Annotated in this window: 17 protein-coding genes and 1 pseudogene; 12 read left to right on the forward strand and 6 right to left on the reverse strand. The window is 61.5% G+C overall.

What is annotated here, in order from left to right; all coding sequences use genetic code 11:
- Nucleotides 1-504, forward strand: coding sequence for a thioesterase family protein (locus ACI5GA_RS00115; protein WP_421421004.1), 504 nt, complete (start codon nucleotides 1-3; stop codon nucleotides 502-504).
- Between the two features lie 32 nt (nucleotides 505-536).
- Nucleotides 537-1,727, forward strand: a complete 1,191-nt coding sequence (locus ACI5GA_RS00120) for a gamma-butyrobetaine dioxygenase (RefSeq protein ID WP_421421005.1) — start codon at nucleotides 537-539, stop codon at nucleotides 1,725-1,727.
- Nucleotides 1,728-1,733: 6 nt separating this feature from the next.
- On the opposite strand, the gene ACI5GA_RS00125 is transcribed toward ACI5GA_RS00120, so the two are convergent.
- Both ACI5GA_RS00125 and ACI5GA_RS00130 read right to left on the reverse strand, forming a co-directional pair.
- Complete coding sequence (locus ACI5GA_RS00125) at nucleotides 1,734-1,871, reverse strand: hypothetical protein (protein ID WP_421421007.1); 138 nt, start codon at nucleotides 1,869-1,871, stop codon at nucleotides 1,734-1,736.
- Nucleotides 1,872-2,025: 154 nt separating this feature from the next.
- Entirely contained in the window at nucleotides 2,026-3,657 is a 1,632-nt protein-coding gene (locus tag ACI5GA_RS00130) for a methyl-accepting chemotaxis protein (protein ID WP_421421009.1), read from the reverse strand.
- Nucleotides 3,658-3,923: 266 nt separating this feature from the next.
- Between ACI5GA_RS00130 and ACI5GA_RS00135 the strand changes: the two genes are divergently transcribed.
- Entirely contained in the window at nucleotides 3,924-5,237 is a 1,314-nt protein-coding gene (locus ACI5GA_RS00135; RefSeq protein ID WP_421421011.1) for a diguanylate cyclase domain-containing protein, read from the forward strand.
- Between the two features lie 285 nt (nucleotides 5,238-5,522).
- Here ACI5GA_RS00135 and ACI5GA_RS00140 read toward each other — a convergent pair whose 3' ends face one another.
- Both ACI5GA_RS00140 and ACI5GA_RS00145 read right to left on the reverse strand, forming a co-directional pair.
- A complete protein-coding gene (locus ACI5GA_RS00140; protein ID WP_421421013.1) occupies nucleotides 5,523-7,088 on the reverse strand; it encodes a methyl-accepting chemotaxis protein in 1,566 nt (521 codons plus the stop codon).
- A gap of 356 nt (nucleotides 7,089-7,444) precedes the next feature.
- A complete protein-coding gene (locus ACI5GA_RS00145; protein WP_404637795.1) occupies nucleotides 7,445-7,786 on the reverse strand; it encodes an FKBP-type peptidyl-prolyl cis-trans isomerase in 342 nt (113 codons plus the stop codon).
- A gap of 113 nt (nucleotides 7,787-7,899) precedes the next feature.
- Between ACI5GA_RS00145 and ACI5GA_RS00150 the strand changes: the two genes are divergently transcribed.
- The 8 genes and pseudogenes from ACI5GA_RS00150 to ACI5GA_RS00185 all read left to right on the forward strand — a co-directional run bounded on the left by ACI5GA_RS00150 (nucleotide 7,900) and on the right by ACI5GA_RS00185 (nucleotide 16,231).
- On the forward strand, nucleotides 7,900-8,205 hold the full coding sequence (locus ACI5GA_RS00150) for a DUF1883 domain-containing protein (RefSeq protein ID WP_404637797.1): 306 nt from the start codon (nucleotides 7,900-7,902) through the stop codon (nucleotides 8,203-8,205).
- A 254-nt stretch (nucleotides 8,206-8,459) separates the two neighbouring features.
- On the forward strand, nucleotides 8,460-9,710 hold the full coding sequence (locus ACI5GA_RS00155) for an NAD(P)/FAD-dependent oxidoreductase (protein WP_404637799.1): 1,251 nt from the start codon (nucleotides 8,460-8,462) through the stop codon (nucleotides 9,708-9,710).
- Nucleotides 9,707-10,621 carry an ABC transporter permease gene (locus ACI5GA_RS00160; protein ID WP_421421016.1) on the forward strand — a complete coding sequence of 305 codons (915 nt, stop codon included), beginning with the start codon at nucleotides 9,707-9,709 and terminating at the stop codon, nucleotides 10,619-10,621. The genes ACI5GA_RS00155 and ACI5GA_RS00160 overlap by 4 nt, the downstream gene beginning before the upstream one ends.
- The gene (locus ACI5GA_RS00165) at nucleotides 10,618-11,427 is read left to right on the forward strand and encodes an ABC transporter permease (RefSeq protein WP_421421018.1); all 810 of its coding nucleotides are present in this window, start codon (nucleotides 10,618-10,620) and stop codon (nucleotides 11,425-11,427) included. The genes ACI5GA_RS00160 and ACI5GA_RS00165 overlap by 4 nt, the downstream gene beginning before the upstream one ends.
- A 24-nt stretch (nucleotides 11,428-11,451) precedes the next feature.
- Nucleotides 11,452-12,525, forward strand: coding sequence for an ABC transporter substrate-binding protein (locus tag ACI5GA_RS00170; RefSeq protein WP_404637805.1), 1,074 nt, complete (start codon nucleotides 11,452-11,454; stop codon nucleotides 12,523-12,525).
- 118 nt (nucleotides 12,526-12,643) lie between these two features.
- Nucleotides 12,644-13,747: an ABC transporter ATP-binding protein gene (locus tag ACI5GA_RS00175; protein WP_421421020.1), complete on the forward strand. Its 1,104-nt coding sequence runs from the start codon at nucleotides 12,644-12,646 to the stop codon at nucleotides 13,745-13,747.
- Between the two features lie 45 nt (nucleotides 13,748-13,792).
- Nucleotides 13,793-15,308, forward strand: a pseudogene (locus ACI5GA_RS00180) (aldehyde dehydrogenase family protein).
- Between the two features lie 83 nt (nucleotides 15,309-15,391).
- Nucleotides 15,392-16,231 carry an IclR family transcriptional regulator gene (locus ACI5GA_RS00185; protein ID WP_421421022.1) on the forward strand — a complete coding sequence of 280 codons (840 nt, stop codon included), beginning with the start codon at nucleotides 15,392-15,394 and terminating at the stop codon, nucleotides 16,229-16,231.
- 23 nt (nucleotides 16,232-16,254) lie between these two features.
- Here the strand turns inward: ACI5GA_RS00185 and ACI5GA_RS00190 are convergent, their stop codons facing one another.
- Nucleotides 16,255-17,685, reverse strand: coding sequence for a mechanosensitive ion channel domain-containing protein (locus tag ACI5GA_RS00190; protein ID WP_404637813.1), 1,431 nt, complete (start codon nucleotides 17,683-17,685; stop codon nucleotides 16,255-16,257).
- A 203-nt stretch (nucleotides 17,686-17,888) separates the two neighbouring features.
- On the opposite strand from ACI5GA_RS00190, the gene ACI5GA_RS00195 reads away from it, so the two are divergent.
- Nucleotides 17,889-18,893 (forward strand): UV damage endonuclease UvsE, encoded by a 1,005-nt coding sequence (locus ACI5GA_RS00195; RefSeq protein ID WP_421425417.1) that lies wholly within the window; start codon nucleotides 17,889-17,891, stop codon nucleotides 18,891-18,893.
- 58 nt (nucleotides 18,894-18,951) lie between these two features.
- On the opposite strand, the gene ACI5GA_RS00200 is transcribed toward ACI5GA_RS00195, so the two are convergent.
- Nucleotides 18,952-20,301: an MFS transporter gene (locus tag ACI5GA_RS00200; RefSeq protein WP_404637815.1), complete on the reverse strand. Its 1,350-nt coding sequence runs from the start codon at nucleotides 20,299-20,301 to the stop codon at nucleotides 18,952-18,954.
- Nucleotides 20,302-20,478: the final 177 nt, after the last annotated feature.

A 20,478-nucleotide genomic window follows, 5' to 3' on the forward strand; every position in this document is an offset into this window, starting at 1 on the left:
ATGGGTGCTGACGGTGCCATACATGCCGTGAATGACGTTCCGGACGTGCTGTGGTCCGGCCCGATTCTGAAAGAGTGGACCGACTACAACGGTCACCTGCGGGATGCGTTCTACCTGCTGATTTTCAGCTTGGCGGGCGACGCACTGCTCGACCATTTGGGGCTGGACAGCGAAGGCCGCGCGCGCACCGGGCATTCGATGTTCACCCTCGAATGCCACCTCAATTACCTGAAAGAGATGAAACACGGCGATGAGGCCGAGGTGCGGTGGCAGTTGATCGGTGCTGACGCCAAACGCTTGCACCTGCATTTCAGCCTGCACCCTCGGGGCCGTGAGCAGGTCGCGGCAACGGCTGAGCAAATGTGGCTCAACGTCGACATGAGCGGCCCGAAATCCGCGCCGTTCGCGCCCTCGGTTCACGCGAACGTGAGTGCTGTGTTGGCCTGTCATCGTACCCGTGAACGACCACCGGACCTTGGTCGGTCAATCGCTTTGCCTGTCTGATTCCTGTCACCCTGAGCTGTCTGGAGATGATCATGAGTGCCGTTCAGAAACAAACCGCTGATGTGTTTTCGTCTGACTGGCGCAGCTTCGCCACGGTCAGGCGCATCGAGCATTGCCTGCTGCGACCCGGTGGCGTCGCCGTGCAGTGGGACGATGGCCGCAAAAGCCTGTTCCATACCGAGTGGCTGCGTGACAACTGCCCCTGTGAAACCTGCGTGCACCCGGTGACCCGCGAGCAGGTGTTCGAGATCATCGATACGCCGGTCGACCTGCATGCCGAAAGTGCGGGTCTGAACGGGCAGGGCGAATTGGCCATCGGCTGGTCCGACGGGCACCGCAGTGTCTTCGGCGCCGGTTGGTTGCGCGCCCATGCCTACGACCACGCGACACGGCTTGAACGCTTGAGCGCCGAACGTACGGTGCAGATGTGGCGCAATGATCTGCCCATCCCGACCTTCGACTATCAGGCCGTGATGAGCGACGACCGCGCGTTGCTCGCCTGGCTGCTGGCCTCCCGCGACGTGGGCCTGACACGCATGGTCAACATGCCCACCACGGAAGAAACCATGGAACAGGTGGCGCGGCGCATTTCGTTCATTCGCGAGAGCAACTTTGGCGTGGTGTTCGAGGTGCGCACCAAAGTCGAAGCGGTGAACAGCAACGCCTACACCACGCTGGAATTACCTCACCACACCGACCTGCCAACACGCGAGCTGCAACCGGGGCTGCAATTTCTGCATTGCCTGGTCAACGACGCCACCGGCGGCGACAGCACCTTCGTCGACGGCTTTGCGATTGCCCACCAGTTGCGGCTTGAACACCCGGAGGCCTTCGAACTGCTGACCCAGATCCCGGTGAGCTTCCGCAACAAGGCGCCGCAAAGCGACTATCGCAGCCTGGCCCCGATCATCGGCCTGAATGCGCGGGGGGAGGTCAGTGAAATCCGATTGGCCAACTGGCTGCGGGCGCCGTTCGACGTTGCCGAACGGGACATGCCCGCGTTCTATCAGGCCTATCGTACCTTCAGCGCACTGACCCGCCAGCCCGAGTTCATTGTGCGCAAACGCCTGAACGCCGGAGAAATGTGGTGCTTCGACAACCGCCGCACCATGCACGCCCGACAGGCCTTCGATCAGGCCAGCGGCATGCGCCACTTGCGCGGGTGCTACATGGACCGTGATGAGTTGCTGTCGCGCATTTTGGTGTTGCAACGTGCCGAGTGATTCGGCTCACTCCCTGGACGCCAGCGTTGCGCAGGTGTCCAGCACCACCGAGCGCAGCCACTGATGCCCCGCATCCCGGTGGGTGCGCTCATGCCAGGCTAGGGTTTTGCTGAAGCCCGGGATCGCCAGTGGCGGCTCGATCATGGCGACATTCCGCTCATCGAGTCCCCACGACCATGCACGCGATCTATTGGCCGCAAGGCTACCTTCAAGGCTTTACCGACAATTTTGTCTCAAGCGAAGTCATCGTCGCGGGCTTGGCCGCTGTTGAGCAATATCCGATGCTGCCCGAGATGGGTCACGTCCGGAACTGCAACACCAACCCATTCAATCCCACCGCCAGTTGCGACAGTTCGCCACTGGCGGCTGATGTCTGGTTGGCGCCCGCAGAGGTCTGCAACGACAAATCGCGAATGCTGGTGAGGTTACGGTCGACTTCACGGGCCACCTGGGCCTGTTCTTCCGTCGCGGAGGCAATGCTGACGTTGCGCTCGTTGATTTGCACGATGGCGCTGGTGATCTGCGCCAGCGCGATTCCGGCCGCTTCGGCCACCTCCAGGCTGGCCCGGGCGCGGTCACTGCTCTGGTCCATCGCCGTGACGGCCTTGTCAGTGCCGCCTTGAATGGAGGCGATCATTTTCTCGATTTCGGCGGTCGATTGTTGGGTCCGATGGGCCAGCGCGCGCACTTCATCGGCGACCACCGCAAAGCCGCGACCGGCTTCACCGGCACGGGCGGCCTCGATGGCGGCGTTGAGGGCCAACAGATTGGTCTGGTCGGCAATGCCGCGAATCACGTCCAGCACGCCACTGATGCTTTGTACCTGACTGGCCAGGCCGTTGATTTCCACGGCCGTCGCACCGACCGCCTGATGCAGTTCATTGATGACGCTGACGGTTTCGTCCACGCGTTGACGACCGTTCTGCGCCGATTCGCTGGATTCGCGCGCTGCCGCAGAGGCCAATGCCGCATTGCGGGCGACTTCCTCGACGGCGGCGCTCATCTGATTGATCGCCGTGGCCGCCTGATTGATTTCGTCGTTCTGTCGCTGAACACCCCGCAGGGCGTCCTCGGTCACAGCGGTCATTTCTTCGGACGTCGACGCCAATTGACTGGAGGAATCACCCAGTTCAGCGATGGTGCGACGCAGGTTGTCCTGCATCAACGACAGGGCCTGAAGCAGACGCCCCGGCTCATCGGAGCCATCGACCTGAATCGGTTGGCTCAGGTCATTGGCGGCAATCTGCTCGGCTACGGCCAGGGCTTTGGCAATCGGTGCCACCAGGCTGCGGGTGAAAAGGGCGGCCAGGGTCACCGTCGCAGCGAGTGCAACCAGAATCGCGGCGATGACGACGTTGCGCGACTGTTCATAGCTGTCGTCAGCCGCCGCGTCGGAGTCCTCCATCTTGAGCGTCGCCAATTGGGAAATGGTGGCGATGTCTTGGGTCAGAACGTCAGCGGCGCGGGTTTGCTCGCCAGATGGTTGGGTCATCGCCGTGATCACGTCATCGCGGTTCTGCGCCACCGCCTCCAGGTAACGGGTATGGACGGCGAGGTAGGCGATCATGTTGGCTTCCATTGCCTGATACACATTCTGGCCACGCTCAGTGACCAGCATGGGTTTGAGGCGCTTTACGTCTTTTTCCAGATCGGCGCGGCCTTGATTGACCCGCTTGCGCGCGCTGTCCGCGCTCTCGGTCGTTTGCGCGGCACGCAGGCTGGTATTGCCCAGGCGAATCGTCAGCAGGTCATTTTTGATGTCGGCGATGGTCATGAGGGTGGGCAGCACGTTGTCTTGCAAGGCGTCGCGGGCGTCTTTCAAGCGCGAAGACTGCATCAGCGAGAACACCCCGACAGCGGAAATCAGGAGGGCAAAAAAACCGAAACACATCAGTGATCGGGGGGCAATGTTCAGGCTTCTGAGGTTCATGAGATAGGACGTCCGACGTAATGATGGCGCCATGATATCGTCATGAAGCGATTCAGCTAAAGATATTTCGTCACCTGTTTTGGCAGAAATGCACCGTCACTGGGTCAAGTTGAGAATTATAAGGCGACAAAAAGCCCGATTCACGGGCGTTCGAGGGTTTTGACCGGTCGTCTGTTTCAGCGCATCGTCTATGCTTTCGCTGCGTTGCCCGCGAGGTCTGTTTGGCAGCAGGCCGAAAGAGGTGGGCGCCCTGAACATGGAGGTGCGTGTTGCACGTGGAAGGCCAAGCGCTGGAAATTCTGGTGGTGGATGACCAGGCCGAAAATCTGGAAGAAATGCAGGAGTTGCTCGAAGACCTCGGTCGTACGGTGCGCTGCGTCGACTCCGGCGTCAAAGCCCTTGAACGGATGGCCACCGGGCAAATCGGCCTGGTGCTGATGGACGTGCAAATGCCCGGCATGGACGGCTTTGAAGTGGCGCGACGGATGCGCGCCGACCCGGAAACCCGCTTCACCCCGATCATTTTCATTTCCGGCATTCGCCAGACCGACACCGTGCTCAATCAGGGGTATTCCGCAGGAGCCGTGGATTTCCTCAGCAAACCGGTGCAGCCGAACATGTTGCTGCACAAGGCGCGCATTCTGCTGGAGCACGACCATTATCGAAGAGGGCTCAAGCACACCAGCGAGCAACTGGAGCGTGAGCGTTCGTTCAACGCGTCTATTCTGGACAACACCGCCGAAGGCATTCTGGTGGTCAGCGACGAGGGCATCATCCGTTTCGCCAATCCGGCGATCACCCGCATGCTGGGCTGCGCCGGTAGCGAGTTGCAGGGCACTGCGCTGCTGGAGTGGATCGAATCGCCCCACGAAGACACCTGGCAGCATTCGGTGTGGCACGATCATTTACAGCGCGGCGAAAGCCTTCGCCTGCATGACGCCAACTTGCGCACTCGGGAGGGGCGAAGCCTCCCGGTGGCGCTGTCCTGTTCGCCGCTCCCCCCTGACCAACGCGCGATGACGTTGCTGGCGCTGGACATGTCCGCCGTTCGCGAACTGCACCACCAACTGGAAGTGATGACGATCACCGATGCACTGACCGGGCTGCTCAACCGACGGGGTTTCATGCAAGCGTTGCAGGCCGCCATTGCCCGAACCCAACGGACCGACCGCATGAGTGTGCTGCTGTATCTGGACCTGGACGGTTTCAAGCAGATCAACGATCAGTTCGGCCATGAGCGCGGCGATGACGCGTTGCGCTGGGTGAGCACTCAGCTGCAGGGATGCCTGCGGCCTTACGACCGGTTGGCGAGAATCGGCGGCGATGAATTCACGGTCATCATCGAGGGGGTCAACGGACCGGACGATGCTGCGGCCGTCGCCGGGAAACTGATTGCGCAGGTGTCCGCCGATCAGGAGAACTTTCGACTCGGGGCCAGTGTTGGCATCGCCTGCCTGCTCAGAAACGGCAACACCGTCGAAGGCCTGATGCGTGCTGCCGATTCGGCGATGTATGAGGCCAAGCGTCGAGGCAAGGGACAGTACCGCTTTGCCTCGAACAAGATCGCAGCGGGGGAGTAGACAAGCGCTGAACCACGATGCGCTCAACACCTGGTTCGTGTCGCGCATGGCCTCGTTCAAGAAACCGAAAAAGTATTTTTACGTCGCCACGGTGGCGCGTCGCTGATTGCGTTGGTGATCTTGCGCAAGGAGGATTTCTTCGCTTGCTCCCAGGCCGGGCAGCCTTCGACCGCCAATGCGCACGTTCCGGCGAAGAGGCCGGAACTGCTTGCCGGGCCGTCGGTCAGTCCTCTGCCTCGGCAATCCTGAGTCTGATCGATGACGCGGGTCTGATGGCAGGCCCGCTCAACGATTGAAGCGTTCGGCGAGGCTGTGCAGATACTGCGCCATATGTTCCAGTTCCCGGCTGATACTGGAGCCTTGCTGGGCCTGGCCCGCGCTTTGATCGCACAATTGGGCGATGCGATTGATCTGTTGGTTGATGCTTTCGGCCACGTGGGTCTGTTGCTCGGAGGCCGAAGCCATTTGCTGACTCATGCCGGTGATGCGCGTCACCGCTTCGCTGATGCCGCTGAGGGCCTGTTGCACGGCTTCGACACTGGCCACGCTTTCCTGAGACATGGCCTGGCCACGCGTGGCGGTGGCCACGGCGCGATTTGCGCCTTCGCGCAGTTCGCCGATGATGCCCTGAATCTGTTCGGTGGAGGTTTGCGTGCGCGAAGCCAGTGAGCGCACTTCGTCGGCCACCACCGCGAATCCTCGACCTTGTTCACCGGCCCGCGCCGCTTCAATGGCCGCGTTGAGGGCCAACAGGTTGGTTTGCTGGGCAATGGCGTTGATCACGTCGACGACGCTGCCAATCGATTGTGTGGCCCCTGCCAGTTCGCCCACGGCCTCGCCGATTTCGCTCACCGAATTGGCCATGTGCCGAATCGCCAAGAGGCTGTCATCCGCCAATCCGCGGCCTTGCTGGGCGAGGGTGTCAGCCTCTTGAGCGGCGTGGGCGGTGCTTTGCACGTTGTGGGTGACTTCCTGAATCGTCGCTGCCATTTGGTTGATGGCGGTGGCCGACTGCTCAGTCTCACTGCGTTGCTGATCCAGCGCTTCGGCTTGCAGCAGCGACAGGCTGGCGGATTGCCCGGCGCGCTGTTTGACGCTTTCTCCTGCGTCCACCAGGCGCGTCAGGGCGGTTTGCAGACGAGCCTCCTCGCTGAGCAGCGCCAGATCGAGCCTGGCCTGAGGGCCGTGATTGTCGCTGTAGGTGAGGGCGATCAGCGGGTCGGTGAAGGCTTTCGGGTGATCGTCGAGAATGGTTTTCAGGGTCTGGTTCTGGCGCCACTCCAGTACCGCGCTCAGGGCGATGAGGGTCAGCAGCATGACGCCGAGGGTGGCATGCTCGGGCAGTACGTAATTGCACACGCCCAGCACCAGGGCGGCGAGCAGCAGCGGTAATTGGCGCATCAGGTGATAGCGCGCGGTGCTGAACGAGGACACCGCGGGTTTGCCCGCCCGCAATCGGGCGTACAGCGCCTCGGCGCGGCGCACTTGGTCTCGGGTGGGCAGGGAGCGGACCGATTCGAAGCCGGCGATCTTGCCGTTTTCGTAGATCGGTGTGACGTAGGCGCTGACCCAGTAGAAATCGCCGTTCTTGCTGCGATTCTTCACCACGCCCATCCAGGGTTTGCCTTGTTTGATGGTGTCCCACATATGGGCGAACACCGACGGTGGCATATCGGGGTGGCGCACGAGGTTGTGGGGCTGACCGATCAGTTCTTCACGGGTGAAGCCGCTCAAGGCAACGAAGGCGTCGTTGCAGTAGGTGATGTGGCTGCTGAGGTCGGTGGTGGAAATCAAGCGCTCGCTGGCTGCAAAGGTGCGTTCCTGTTGTGTCACCGGCATGTTCAAACGCATAGACGGTCTCATCTCTGAAAGTGCTGGATATACAGCCTGTAACTAGGTGTAGCACAACATTTTTAGGGAATGGAGGGTGCAATGCCGCAGAACGATGAATCTGTGGTGGGCGGCAACAAAATCCGGCAGATCGCCTGTTTTACACCGACGGTTGCCGTTGATCTTGATCGTGATCTTCTTACGCGATGGCGCAGACACAGCCGAACGCGACTTGGGTGCAGGCTGAACGCAAGTTGCGGTCGGCGGTGTCTGAGCTATTTGTGTATGAAGAGCAAGAGCAAACGGCAAGAGCGCACGCAGAACAAAATGACGCGCTCCACCAGGGTACCTCGCACAGAACGCTCGACCGAGTCGGATCAGTCGTCCCGCGTCAACACTTCCAGCAACTCGATCTCGAAAATCAAATTCGAATGGGGTTTGATGTGCGCGCCCATGCTGCGCTCGCCGTAGGCCAGGTGCGACGGAACCAGCAGCTTGCGCTTGCCGCCGACTTTCATGCCCATCAGCCCCAGATCCCAGCCCTTGATCACGCGGCCTGTGCCGATCACGCACTGGAAGGGCTTGCCGCGCTCCCAGGAGGAATCGAACACCGTACCGTCTTCCAGCGTACCGGTGTATTGCGTGGTGATCAGCGCGCCTTTGACCGCCGCCTTGCCGGTGCCTTCTTCAAGGTCGATGATCTGGAGTTCTTCATTCATGGCGTGTTGTCCGTGCGAAAGGGCGCGATGCTAATGGTGCGGGTGTGCGCTGGCAATCCTTGCCGGAGCTGTCGTGGTATCCTCGCGCTTTGTCGGTTACCCCGTGGAGTCCCGTGAAATTCATCCATCAGCGTGAGCACCTCAATGAAGGCGACATTGTCGTCATCGAGTCATCGGGTGTTTGCAATATTCGCCTCATGAGCGATGCCAACTTTCGCAGCTTCAAGAACGGTGGGCGCCACACCTACCACGGTGGGGCGTTCGACCGTTTTCCGGCGAAAATCGTGGTGCCAAGCACCGGCTTCTGGAACATCACCCTGGACACCGTGACCCGGCGAGCAATCAGCGTGACCCGCAAACCCGCGATCAAGCATTCGATCAAGATCATTCGTCGGTCTGGCGCCGGTTTGCCTCGCTGATCTAACGATCGCTCTTCATGCCACTTCGCCTCTGATCCCTGTGCAGGCTTGTCCCAAGCCTGCCGTCCTATCGAACATCGATACCCTTCGCTCACGTTAACGACCTCAAAGCACCGGAAACGACACCCGTCGCTTCCTGGCCTTGCGCATCCATTTCTATCGAATATAAATAGAAACATATCGAACATCGATACGGGTGAATCTTGAAAACTGCGTCCGATCCGTTCAATTGTCTCTGGCATGCCCACTGTCCAATGCCCTCGTTCGCTGCCACCCTGCCGTCCCGTGCGCGCTGTGTGGTGATTGGGGCGGGCTACACCGGTTTGTCCACCGCGCTCGCCTTGTCGGCCACCGAGCAGGACGTGCTGGTGCTCGACGGGATGAACATTGGCGACGGGGCCTCGGGGCGTAACGGGGGACAGGTCATTCCAGGCCTCAAGCTCAATCCTGACGAGCTGGAGCAGCGTTTCGGCCAAAAGCGGGGCGCGGCATTGGTGGAGTTGGTCGGCGGCGCGGCAGATTATGTCTTCGAGTTGATCCGCCGCCTGGGCATCGAATGCGACGCCCGGCAGGATGGCTGGCTACAGGCGGCCCACCACGAAACGGCGCTGGATGGCCTGATCAATCGCGCGGTTCAATGGCAGGGCCGGGGTGCCGATGTGCAGATTCTGGACAAGGGCCAGACTCGCCAGTTGTTGGGCGCGTCGATCTACCAGGGCGCGCTGCTGGATCGCCGCGCCGGGCAAGTGCAACCCTATCAGTACGTTCACGGCTTGGCCGCAGCGGCGCGGGAACGGGGCGTGCGGATCTTCGAACACAGTGCGGCACTGCAATTGCGTCGCACGGAGGGCGGCTGGACGGTGGTGACGGCCAGCGGTGAGGTCCGGGCCGAGCAGGTGGTCATTGCTACCAATGCTTATTCTTCGCCCCTGTTGCCCGCGTTGCCCCACACCTATGTCACGCTGTGGAGTCTGCAAGCCGCGACGGCGCCGTTGCCTGCCGAAATGCTGGCGCAAGTGTTGCCGGGCGGCCTGCCGGTGTCGGACACCTTTCGCGTGCTGCGCTATTTCCGTCGTACTCACGATGGTCGCTTTGTGCTCGGGACGCGAGGTGCCTTCCGCGATGCATTGAACCTCGCCGATGTCGCTCGGGTCAGGGCCGAGATGCTCGACATCTACCCAATGCTGGAAAACGTCCCGATCACTCACTGTTGGTGCGGTCGAGTCGCGGTGCCCGCAGCGAGTATCCCGATGTTGAGCCAGCCTGAACCGGGGTTGACGGTCGCGTTGGGCTATTACGGGCGTGGTGTGGCGATGGCGACCCGCATGGGCGCACTGGTGGCCGATCTGGTTCGCGGCTTGCCCGCTGAAGAGAGTGTCTACCCGGTGACGCCGTTCAAAGCCATGCCCGCTGCGCCTTTGCACCGCAACGTAGCGCGGGTGGCCGCCAACGTCATGCGCTTTCAGGATTTGTTCGAGCGCCGGGTCAGGGGAGCCAGACGATGAGCCGCACACACGCCGAGGTCAGTGCACCCATGACCGCATCCGCCACACCTGCGCCACGACGCTCGCGCGCGCGACTGTTCGATGCCTTGCTCAATCTGCCGGGTGGGTTGATCACCTGCACCTTGATTCTGTTCGCGCTGGGGCTGCTGCTGTACATGAGCGTGCGGGTCAATGACGGCCAGATCCTTGGTTCGGCTTTCAGTTTCGACAATCTGTGGTCGGCACTCACCGATCCCCTGACGCGCCTGGTGCTGTTGCGCTCGATTGTGCTCTCGGCGATTGTCACGACCGCCACCGTGGTGTTGGCCTTTCCGGTGGCGTATTTCCTCGCGTTTCGCGCCGGTCGCTGGCGTCATCTGTTGTTGTTTCTGGTGACGCTGCCGTTCTGGACCAGTTACCTGTTGCGGGTGTTCGCCTGGAAAATCGTCCTGGCCTACAACGGCGTGCTCAATTCGGCGCTGATGCAGTTGGGGCTTATCGACACGCCGCTGAACGGCCTGCTCAACACCCCGTCCACGGTGGTGGTGACCCTGGCCCATGCCTATGCGGCGTTCGCGGTGTTGCCGTTGTACATCTGCCTGCAAGGCTTGCCAAAAAACCTCTTCGAAGCGGCGTCCGATCTCGGGGCCAAACCGTGGCAGGGCTTTTTCCGCGTGGTGTTGCCCCTGTCGGTGCCCGGCATTCTGTCGGCGGCGCTGGTGGTGTTCGTGCCGACGGTGGGCGACTACGTGACCCCGGCGCTGGTCGGCGGCCCCAACAGCTCGATGATAGGCACCCTGATTCAGGCGCAATTCGGCAAAGCCAACGACTGGCCCGCAGGGGCGGCGCTGGCGGTGATCAGCATGATCGCCATTGCCGTGGTCGTGGTGGCGGCGCGCTGGATCGTCACCCGTTGGAGCACCCGCACATGACTCGCTACCTGACGCGCAACTGGCTGGCGGCGTACGTTGCGGCCTATCTGGTGTTTCTGTATTTGCCGACGCTGCTGATTCCGGTGTTTTCGTTCAACGATTCCATCGCTCCGGCGTTCCCGCTCAAAGGCTTCACGGTGCAGTGGTACCAGAGCCTGTTGGATGATCCGCGCCTGCGCAATGCCGCGCTCAACAGTCTGATCGTGGCGAGCACGGCGGCGGCCATCGCCACGGCTGCCGGGTGTCTGATTGCCTATGCGGACCTGCGCCGCAGCTCGCCACTGGCCCGCAGCATCTCGTTACTGGCGCGGCTGCCGATCCTGCTGCCCGGCGTGGTGTTGGGCATTGCGTTGCTGGTGGGCGTGAACCTGATCGGGCCGGGGCCGTCGTTGGGGGCGATCGTGGTCGGGCACGTGTGTTTTTGGCTGCCGACGACGGTGGTGGTGATGCGCAGCCGGTTCGCGGCCTTTCCTCGCAGCCTTGAGGACGCGGCCATGGACCTGGGCGCGGACGAGTGGATCACTTTTCGTCGCGTGGCCCTGCCATTGGCGTTACCGGGGCTGGTGTCGGCGTTCATGCTGGCGTTTATCACCTCGTTCGACGAGTTCATCGTCGCGTTCTTCCTGGTCGGCACCGAGCCTACGTTGCCGATCTATATCTGGAGCCAACTGCGCTTTCCCAAGCAACTGCCGAGCGTGATGGCGCTCGGTACGGTGATCCTTGTGGTCTCCGTGATCATCGCGGCGCTGGCCGAACACCTTCGTCGCCGCGACACCCGTTCCTCTGCCAACTCCATAACGAAATAGCTCGGAGGTCTCATGAAAATCCGCATGACAGATTCACGCGCCTGGGTAATGGGGCTGGGGGCTTTTGCCCTTGGTGTCACGTTGTTGCAACAAGGGGCGCAGGCGGCCGATAGCGGCAAGCTGACCTATTTCACCTGGTCGGGTTACGAACTGCCGCAGTTTCACAGCGACTTCGAAAAAGCCCACGCCGGACAGGTGGACATCTCGGTGTTCGGTGATGACGACGACGCGCTGTCCAAGGCCCGGGCGGGCTTTCACCCGGACCTTGCGCACCCGTGCTACGACAAGCTGGACCGTTGGAAACAGGCCGGGTTGATTCAGCCGCTGGACCCGAAACGGTTGAAGAACTGGGGCCAGATTTTCCCGGTCTTGCAGAAACTGCCGGGCATTGTCGATGCCGATGGCAAGGTCTGGATGGTGCCGTGGGACTGGGGCAATACCTCGATCCTGTACCGCACTGACCTGGTGAAAGACCCGCAACCGACCTGGAAAATGTTCTTCGACCCGGCGTCACCTTATGCCGGGAAGATGGCCACCATCGACGCGGTGCACGACACACCGCTGGTGGCGGCTTTGCTCGCGGGTGTCGATCCGTTCAAGAAGATGGACGACGCGCAGTTGGAGAAAGTCGGCGCGATGCTGCGTCAGCAGCGGCCTTTGATGTCCTCGTACACCACCGACATGACCTCCGTGGAGCAAAGCCTGGCCAGTGGCGAGCTGGTCGCGGCCATGGCCTGGAACGCTTCGGCCACGGCGCTGAAGAAACAGAACGTGCCGGTGGCGTTCATGAAGCCCAAGGAAGGCATGCTGACCTGGGTGTGCGGCATGGTCATGCTCAAGGACGCCAAGCATGTGGACCTGGCGTATGACTTCATCAACGCCCGCATGAACCCGGATTCCGGTGCCAGCCTGATCAACGAATACGGCTACGGCAGCGCCAGTGAAGCGGCCTTCAAAAAAGTCCCGGCGGCCAAGCTCGAAGAGCTGTCCCTGCCCAACGACCCGGAAACCATGCTGCGCGATACCGTGCTGACCAAGCCGATTCCGAGCAATGACGAACTGGCCAAATTGTTCGAGCGGGTGAAGGCGGGCGGTTAGGTCCAGCTCTGTTGCACATGGCTTGCCTGCGGTGGCGTCGGTGAGATCGCTGCCGTCGCTAAGCCGGACTGGGAACGACTGGAAAGCACGTTGCACCTATTTCAGCGAGGATTCGCCCATGACAGACACCCATGTGGTCAGCCTCCGGGGCGTCAGCAAGCGTTACACCGAGAGCATTCTGAGCGTCGATAACATCGACCTGGACATTGCCAGCGGCGAGTTCATCAGCCTGCTCGGGCCGTCCGGGTGTGGCAAAACCACGACGCTGCGGCTGATCGCCGGATTTGAAGGCCCGACCTCCGGGCAGATTGTCATCGATGGCCGGGACCTGACTTCCGCGCCGCCATACGGGCGCCCGGTCAATACCGTGTTTCAGGATTACGCGCTGTTTCCACACCTCAACGTCACTGACAACGTGGGCTTCGGCCTCAGTCTGGCCGGTGTCGGAAGAGGCGAGGCGCGTACGCGGATTCGTGAAATGCTCGAACTGGTCGGTCTGGCAGACAAGGCCAAGGCGCGGGTTCAGGATTTGTCCGGCGGTCAGCAGCAACGAATCGCCATGGCCCGAGCGTTGGTCTGTCGGCCCAGAGTGTTATTGCTCGACGAACCGTTGTCCGCACTCGACGCTCACCTGCGGCAACACATGCAGGTCGAACTCAAGCGTTTGCAATCGCAACTGGGCACCACTTTCGTCATGGTCACCCACGATCAAACCGAGGCGCTGTCGATCTCGGACCGCATTGCCGTGATGCGCCATGGCCGAATCGAGCAGATCGCAGGCCCCGCTGAACTCTACGACCAGCCCGCCACCACCTTCGTGGCGGGCTTCATCGGCGCGAGCAATCTGCTGCCCGGTGAGGTCACGGGCGCCGATGAGCATCTGTTTCGAGTCAAGGTCGGTGCGATGCAGATGATGGCCCGCAGCGACCAGCCACTGCGCACGGGCGATCAGGTGACCGTGTCGCTGCGTCCTGAAGACCTGCGAGTCGAATCCCGTACCGCCAGCAGCGATCCGGCCATGACCCAGGCCACTGTGGTGCAGACGCTGTTTCATGGCCGTTCATTACGCATTCAGGTGCGAGTGCCGGGCGTGGACGCGCTGACACTGGATTTGCCTCGCGATGGCCAGGGGCAGGCGAACGACGTGCTGCGCCCCGGCGATGGCATTTGCCTCAGCGTCGCGCCGGGAGCGGCCAGGGCCTTCGCGGCAGCTCCCCACTGAGACACCCAACAACGTTTCCATTTTTCGCTCGTGCAGGATGTGTTCATGACCACGATCTACCAGACCCTGGCGCAACGCAGCGCCGCCGATTGGCAGCAACGCTTGAGCGGCTTCGATTACCGCCTCAGCAATTTCATCGAGGGCGAGTGTTGTGCGGCCCTGAGCGGTGAGACGTTCGAGGTGGTCAATCCGGCCACCGGCAAGGTCCACGGCACGGCACCGCGCAGTCAGGCCGCTGATGTCGATGTTGCGGTGACGTCCGCGCGCCGGGCGTTCAAGTCCGGAAGCTGGTCACGGCTGGCGCCCCGGGACCGCATGGCGGTGTTGTATCGCTTTGCCCAGCTCATAGAAGAACAGGCCGAAGCCTTCGCCATGCTCGATGTGCTGGACATGGGCAAGCCGATCACCGACATGCTGGAGGTCGACGTGCCGTATTCGGCGCTGTCCTTCCAGTTTTTTGCCGAGACCATCGACAAGCTTGAAGGTGCGGTGACCAGCACCACGCCGGAGGCGTTGCACTACATCCTGCGTCAACCGCTCGGTGTGGTCGGCTTGATCGTGCCGTGGAATTACCCGCTGCTGATGGCGGCGTGGAAGCTGGCCCCGGCACTGTCGATGGGCAATTCGGTGGTGCTCAAACCCGCCGAACAATCGCCCTCCAGCGCGGTATTGCTGGCCGATCTGTTCATTCAGGCGGGCGGGCCACCCGGTGTGTTCAACGTGATTCAGGGCTTCGGCCGGGAAGCGGGCGAGGCCCTGGCACTGCACATGAACGTGGACAAGATCGGTTTCACCGGTTCGGTGGACGTGGGCAAGAAGATGTTCGTGTACGCCGGTCAGTCGAACATGAAGCGGGTGACCACCGAATGCGGCGGTAAAAGCCCGCAAATCATCCTGGCCGACGTCGCCGATCTGGACCGGGCGGTGAGCTACGCGGTCAACGGCATCTACGCCAATCAGGGCGAAGTGTGCAACGCAGGCGCCCGTTTGCGACAGCCTGTACGACGATTTCATCGAGCGCTTCACCGCGGTGGCGCAGGCGCGTTTTCTGCCGGGCGATCCGTTCGACCCGGCCACACGCATGGGGTCGATGGTTTCGTTCCAGCAACAAAAGCGGGTGCTCGGCTACATCGACAAGGCCAACGCCGAGGGCGGACGTCTGGTGTTCGGCGGCGGCGTGCCGAAAGGCCTGGAGCACGGCGCGTTCGTCAGCCCGACCTTGTACGCCGACGTCGCGCCCGAGATGACTCTGGCACGGGAAGAGGTGTTCGGGCCGGTGGCGGCGGCGATTCGGGTCAAAGGCCTGGAACACGCGCTGGAGATTGCCAACGACTCGATCTACGGCCTCGCGGCGTCGGTCTGGACCCAGAACATCGATCAGGCCCTGACCTTCGCTCGTGATGTGGAGGCGGGGATCGTCTGGGTCAACTGCTTCGACCACGGCGACATGACTCAGCCCTGGGGCGGTTTCAAGCAGTCAGGCAATGGCCGCGACCGTTGCCTTGAAGCGCTGACCCAGTATTCCCAGACCAAATCGGTGTGGGTGCATCTGGGCGGTTGACGCCCCGCAATGGTCGGGTACAGTCGCGCTGCCGTGCGGATGTACCTGTTCGCGAATAACACTCTGCTTTTATTTGAGCGCTCATGAGCCAAGACTCCATGCCTGACGACAAACTGCCTGCCGAGAAAGTCGCGCCTGAAGACTCACCGCTGTTCGCCAGTACCCTGGCGCGAGGACTGGACGTGATCATGGCGTTTCGTGCGGGCAATCCCAGCATGAACCTGCCGGAAATCGCGGCGGCCACCGGGATCACCAAAAGCGCGGCACAACGCTTTGCCTTTACCCTCGAAGCCTTGGGTTATTTACGCAAAGACCCGCAAAGCAAGCGCTATCAACTGACACCCCGAGCGCTGTCACTGGGCTTTGGCTATTTGCAGACCGACAGCCTGATCGACCGCGCGTCGCCGTACCTGCACCAGCTCAACCGCGAATGCCACGAAAGCTGCAACCTGTCCGAGCCGGACGGCCATGAAATGGTGTTCGTCGCCCGTTTCCCCAGCCACAACCAGGTAATGATCCCGATGCCGCTGGGCCTGAGCTTGCCGATGTACTGCACGGCGTCGGGTCGGGCGTACCTGTCACGCATGGCGCATCAGTCCTGTGCCGAGCTGCTCAGGGCCATGCCACGTCCGGCGCAGACCCACGCCACCATCACTGATCTTGAGACGCTGCTGGACAAGATCGCCCAGGCGCGGGAGGAGGGCTTCAGCAGCATCGAGGGCGAATATTTCCTGGGTGACATCAGCCTCGCGGCCCCCATTGTCGACGCAGGTGGCACGCCACTGGGGGCGATCAACATTTCGGTCCCGGCCAGCCGCTGGAGCCATGAGGATGCGCGCAAGGCCTTTGGCCCGGCGCTGATTCACACGGCCCACGCGATTTCCAGTGCGGGCGGAAGCCAGCGGGCGGGCGGGTTTCGGTAGAACGATCAGGCCGGTGCGCAGGATCAGCGTTTCTGTAGCCAGCCCAGGAAGTTGTTCTTCTTGATCGCCACCGGTTTGCGCAACAGCACGTGCTGGCTGTTCTGTTGGCGGATGGCTTGCAGCTTGTTCAAGGCGGTGGTGATTTCCACTCGTTGTTCCATGGCCTTGCGCGTGGCGGCCTTGTCGATCCGATAGACCACGCATGAAGTGAGCGCGATAAAGCGCGCTTCGGATGGCGTGTCGGTCAGCACACTCTGTTCGCCCATGACCTCGCCTGGCCCCATACGCCCGGCTTCGACCATGCTGTTGCCATCCGGGATATTGGCCGAGACCACGCCGGTGGCGATGACCAGCAGCCCGTCGGTGATCGCACCCAGTTCGATGATGGTCTGGCCGGTGGCGTATTCCCGGGAGACCATCGCCTGTGCGAGTTGGTCTTTTTCCTCGGCGCTGCTGGTGCGGAACACCTTCACCTCGTCCAGCAGCGCGCGGGGGCGTGAGACTTCTTCGGCGGTGGTTTCCGACTGCCACGCAATACCCGCCGCCTCCAGATGACGGTAGGCCAGATCGAACAGCAGGTTGCGCACGTCACTCTTGGTCCCCAGATCGCTGATGAAACCGGTCATCGAGTATTCGATGGTGGTCGGGCTGGTGTCTTTGACGACGGCGCGGGGCTTGGGCGTTTGCAGCAGCGCGCTGCATCCCTGCAAAGCGCGTTCAAGTGCGTCCAGCACCCGACGGGGGCGAATGTGCGGCGACATCATGATGTTGATCGACACGCCATGAATATGGACCGGTCGACTCAAATTGACGATTTTGGCTTTCGCTGCCACCGAGTTGGGGATCACTACCATGCTGCCGACCCCGGTCAACAGATGCGTGGCGCGCCAGTCGATGTCCATCACTTTGCCTTCCATGCCATCGATGGAAATCGAGTCGTCGACCTGATAAGGCTTGGTTGTGTTGAGAATGATCCCGGAGAACACGTCGCTCAGCGTACTTTGCAAGGCCAGACCGACGATGATCGCCATGGCGCCCGAGGTCGCCAGCAAGCCTTTGACCGGCAGTTGCAGCACGTAACCGGCGGCCGCGACGATGGCGATCAGAAAGATCACCGCACCGATGACCTCTTGCAGCAAGCGCCCGCTGTGACCGACCCGTCCGGTCAACAGCAGGCCGAGCAATACTGTCAGAGTGCGCGCCGCGTACATCCACCAGACGATGGCCAGCGCCGTTGCGGCGAATTGCATGGCGCTGTTGTCTGGCCAGGCCGGGGCCTCCAGCGGGCTGACACCGGCATTGATGATCACCAGACTGTAGGCGACGAACCCGAAGAGGCGGATGGCGATCCGGGCCATGCGGTTGCGATCGGCCAGCAGGTGCCAGGCGATCACGTCAGCGAGCAGCAGCAACAGGCTCCAGGCGAGGGCGTAATGAGGGACAGCTGGCGGCATAGGCAGAGTTCCACTGAAAAAAGGCGGGTCGCTGTGGCACGGGGATGTTAGGGAGCGGCGGGGTTGGCTGTCTATAACGAATGCGGCATGGTGCTCGTTCGTTCTGCCGCGAACTCTCGGGCAGCGGGCGCAGTCTTCTCTTCAATCCCGTTCACTGAATTCAGGAACCTGTTTTGAATACACCCCGTCTTGGTTTTGCCTGCATGTACCGTCACCCGGAGCGCGCGCTGTCGCTCAAGGAATTGAAGGTTCTGGAAGGCGATTACAACCCGCGCACCACCACCTTACGCTGGATGGACAGCGTCAGTGCGCAAGAGGCGCAGGACAAGCTGCTGGACATTGTCGAGCACAACCTCGCCGCACAGATCCGCTTGTTGGGGTATGTCGCGCAATTGCCGGTGGCGCGCCGCATGCTTCGCCTGAGCAGTGACTTGTTGCCGTTCTACAGCCACCCCAAGGTCGCCGCGTTCTATCAATCGCCTTCTGTCATGGGCCGTCTTGAGACGCTGTTTGGCGCCATTGGCGATACCGCACGGCAAGCTGACATTCGTCTGTCCTTTCATCCCGGCCAGTTCTGCGTGTTGGGTTCGGATCGGCCAGAAGTGGTCGAAAACAGCCTCGCCGAGTTCGAATACCACGCCGACATGATCCGCATGATGGGGTACGGCCGACGTTTTCAGGATTTCAAATGCAACGTACACATCGCCGGCCGCCTTGGGGCCGAAGGCGTGCGCACGGTGTGGTCGCGCCTGTCGGACGTAGCGCGGCACTGCATCACCTTCGAAAACGACGAGAAGACCTACGGCGTCGACGACTGCCTGAAACTGGCCGATCTGGCGCCCGTGGTGCTGGACATTCACCACTGCTGGATTCATGAAGGGCAGTACATCGCGCCGGATGATCCTCGCGTTGGACGCATCATCGACAGTTGGCGCGGTGTGCGGCCTGCGATGCATTACTCTCAGCCGCCCGAAAGCCTGCAAGGTTTGGGGTTTATGCCAGCGCAAAAGCTGGAGATGGAGGCGCTGCTGAAGGTGGTCAACAAGCGAGATTTGTACCTGCACAGCGACCGGATGTGGAACGACTGGACCAATCGCTATGCGCTGCAGTTCGTGGACCGCTTCGACATCATGTTCGAAGCCAAGGATAAGAACTTGGCGGTCGAGGATTTCTATCGCCAGTACGTGGTTTCAGCGCAGGTGAGTTGAAGATGGAAAGGGCCGCGCGATGGCTCGGGCGGCCCTTTCGATGGCGCAATAGCGTGGCTTAGTCGCCGATGGCTTCGACTTTGCGCGGGGCCATGAAGTACAGCCAGGTCAGGGCAATGAAGTACATTGCCGGAATCAGGGTAAACAGCACGTTGTAGTTGTTGTTGGTCGCGGTCAGGATCGCACCGACGATCTGGGTCATGAACATTCCGCCAATCGCCGCGCACATCCCGCCGAAACCGAACACCGTGCTCATCATGTGTTTGGGCGTGTAGTCCATCACCAGGCTCCAGATGTTCGCAGTCCAGGCCTGGTGCGCACCCACCGCCAGGGCGATCGCCGCAACCGCTACCCACAGACCGCTGGCGTTCGCGGCGAACACCACGCAAATGATCGTCAAGGCGAAGATCAGCATCGACAGCAGCCGAGAGGTGGTCGGGCGCATGCCCCGGCCAATCAGCCATGAAGAGAGAATGCCGCCACCGATGCTGCCAAAGTCTGCTGTCAGCCAGATCAGAATCAGCGGAATGCCCATTTGCGTGACGCTGATGCCCAGGTTGTATTGCTGATTCAAAAACGGTGGCAGCCAGTACAAGTAGAACCAGAACACCGGCGCAGTCATGGCATAGGCGAGGGCGAAGGCCCAGGTGCCGCGCATTTTCAGGATTTTCGAGAAAGGCACTTTCTCGGCGACGGGCTCGGGTTCGCTGGCCTGGTTGATGTAATCCAGCTCGCTTTGGCGAACGGTCGGATGATCTTCAGGGTTGAAGTATTTCAAACGCCAGGTGATGACCCAGATCAGGCCCAACGAACCCATGCAAATGAACGCCGCCTGCCAGCCCCAGACGGTCAGAATCAGCGGCAACAGCGCCGGGGTGACCATCGCGCCAACGTTGGTGCCCGCGTTGAAAATGCCCGTGGCCACGGCGCGTTCGCCCGCCGGGAACCACAACCGGGTGGTCTTGACACAGGCCGGGTAGTTGGCCGCTTCGGTCAGGCCGAGGATGAACCGGCAGACCATGAAACCGACCGCTGAAGTCGCCAGGCCGTGGGCGCCGGTCGCGAAGCTCCACAGCAGCACGGCCAGGAAGAACGCACGTTTGACACCAACCCGGTCGATGAACCGGCCTTGCAGCACGAAGCCGACCGCGTAACCCACTTGAAACCAGAAATTGATGTTGGCGTAGTCCATCGCCGTCCAGCTCATCTGTTTGGCGAGGATCGGCTGCATGACGCCCAGTGCAGCGCGGTCGATGTAATTGAGGGTGGTGGCGAAAAACACCAGTGCCAGCATGCCCCAGCGTGTCTTGCCGATGGCGAGGGCGCCACGGATCTTTTCGCCAATCCCGGCGTGAGGGTGCACGGGTGTGGCAGCGGTGGGCGCAGGCGAAGCAGGGTATGAGCGCATGAGCATTAACCTGTCTTGGAATTGTTATGGTTTTGTCTGTGACGCATGTACCGATGCAAGGCGGCATCGGGTTAAAGCTGAAGGTGAGGGTCTACCTTGTCCGACAATGTGGAGCTGATGGTGGAGCGCGCGGGCAGGAGCGTCAATTGACTCAATGCGCTTTTGGGCGATTATCGA

It is taken from the genome of Pseudomonas sp. Pseu.R1 (assembly GCF_045764065.1).
Taxonomy (GTDB): Bacteria; Pseudomonadota; Gammaproteobacteria; order Pseudomonadales; family Pseudomonadaceae; genus Aquipseudomonas.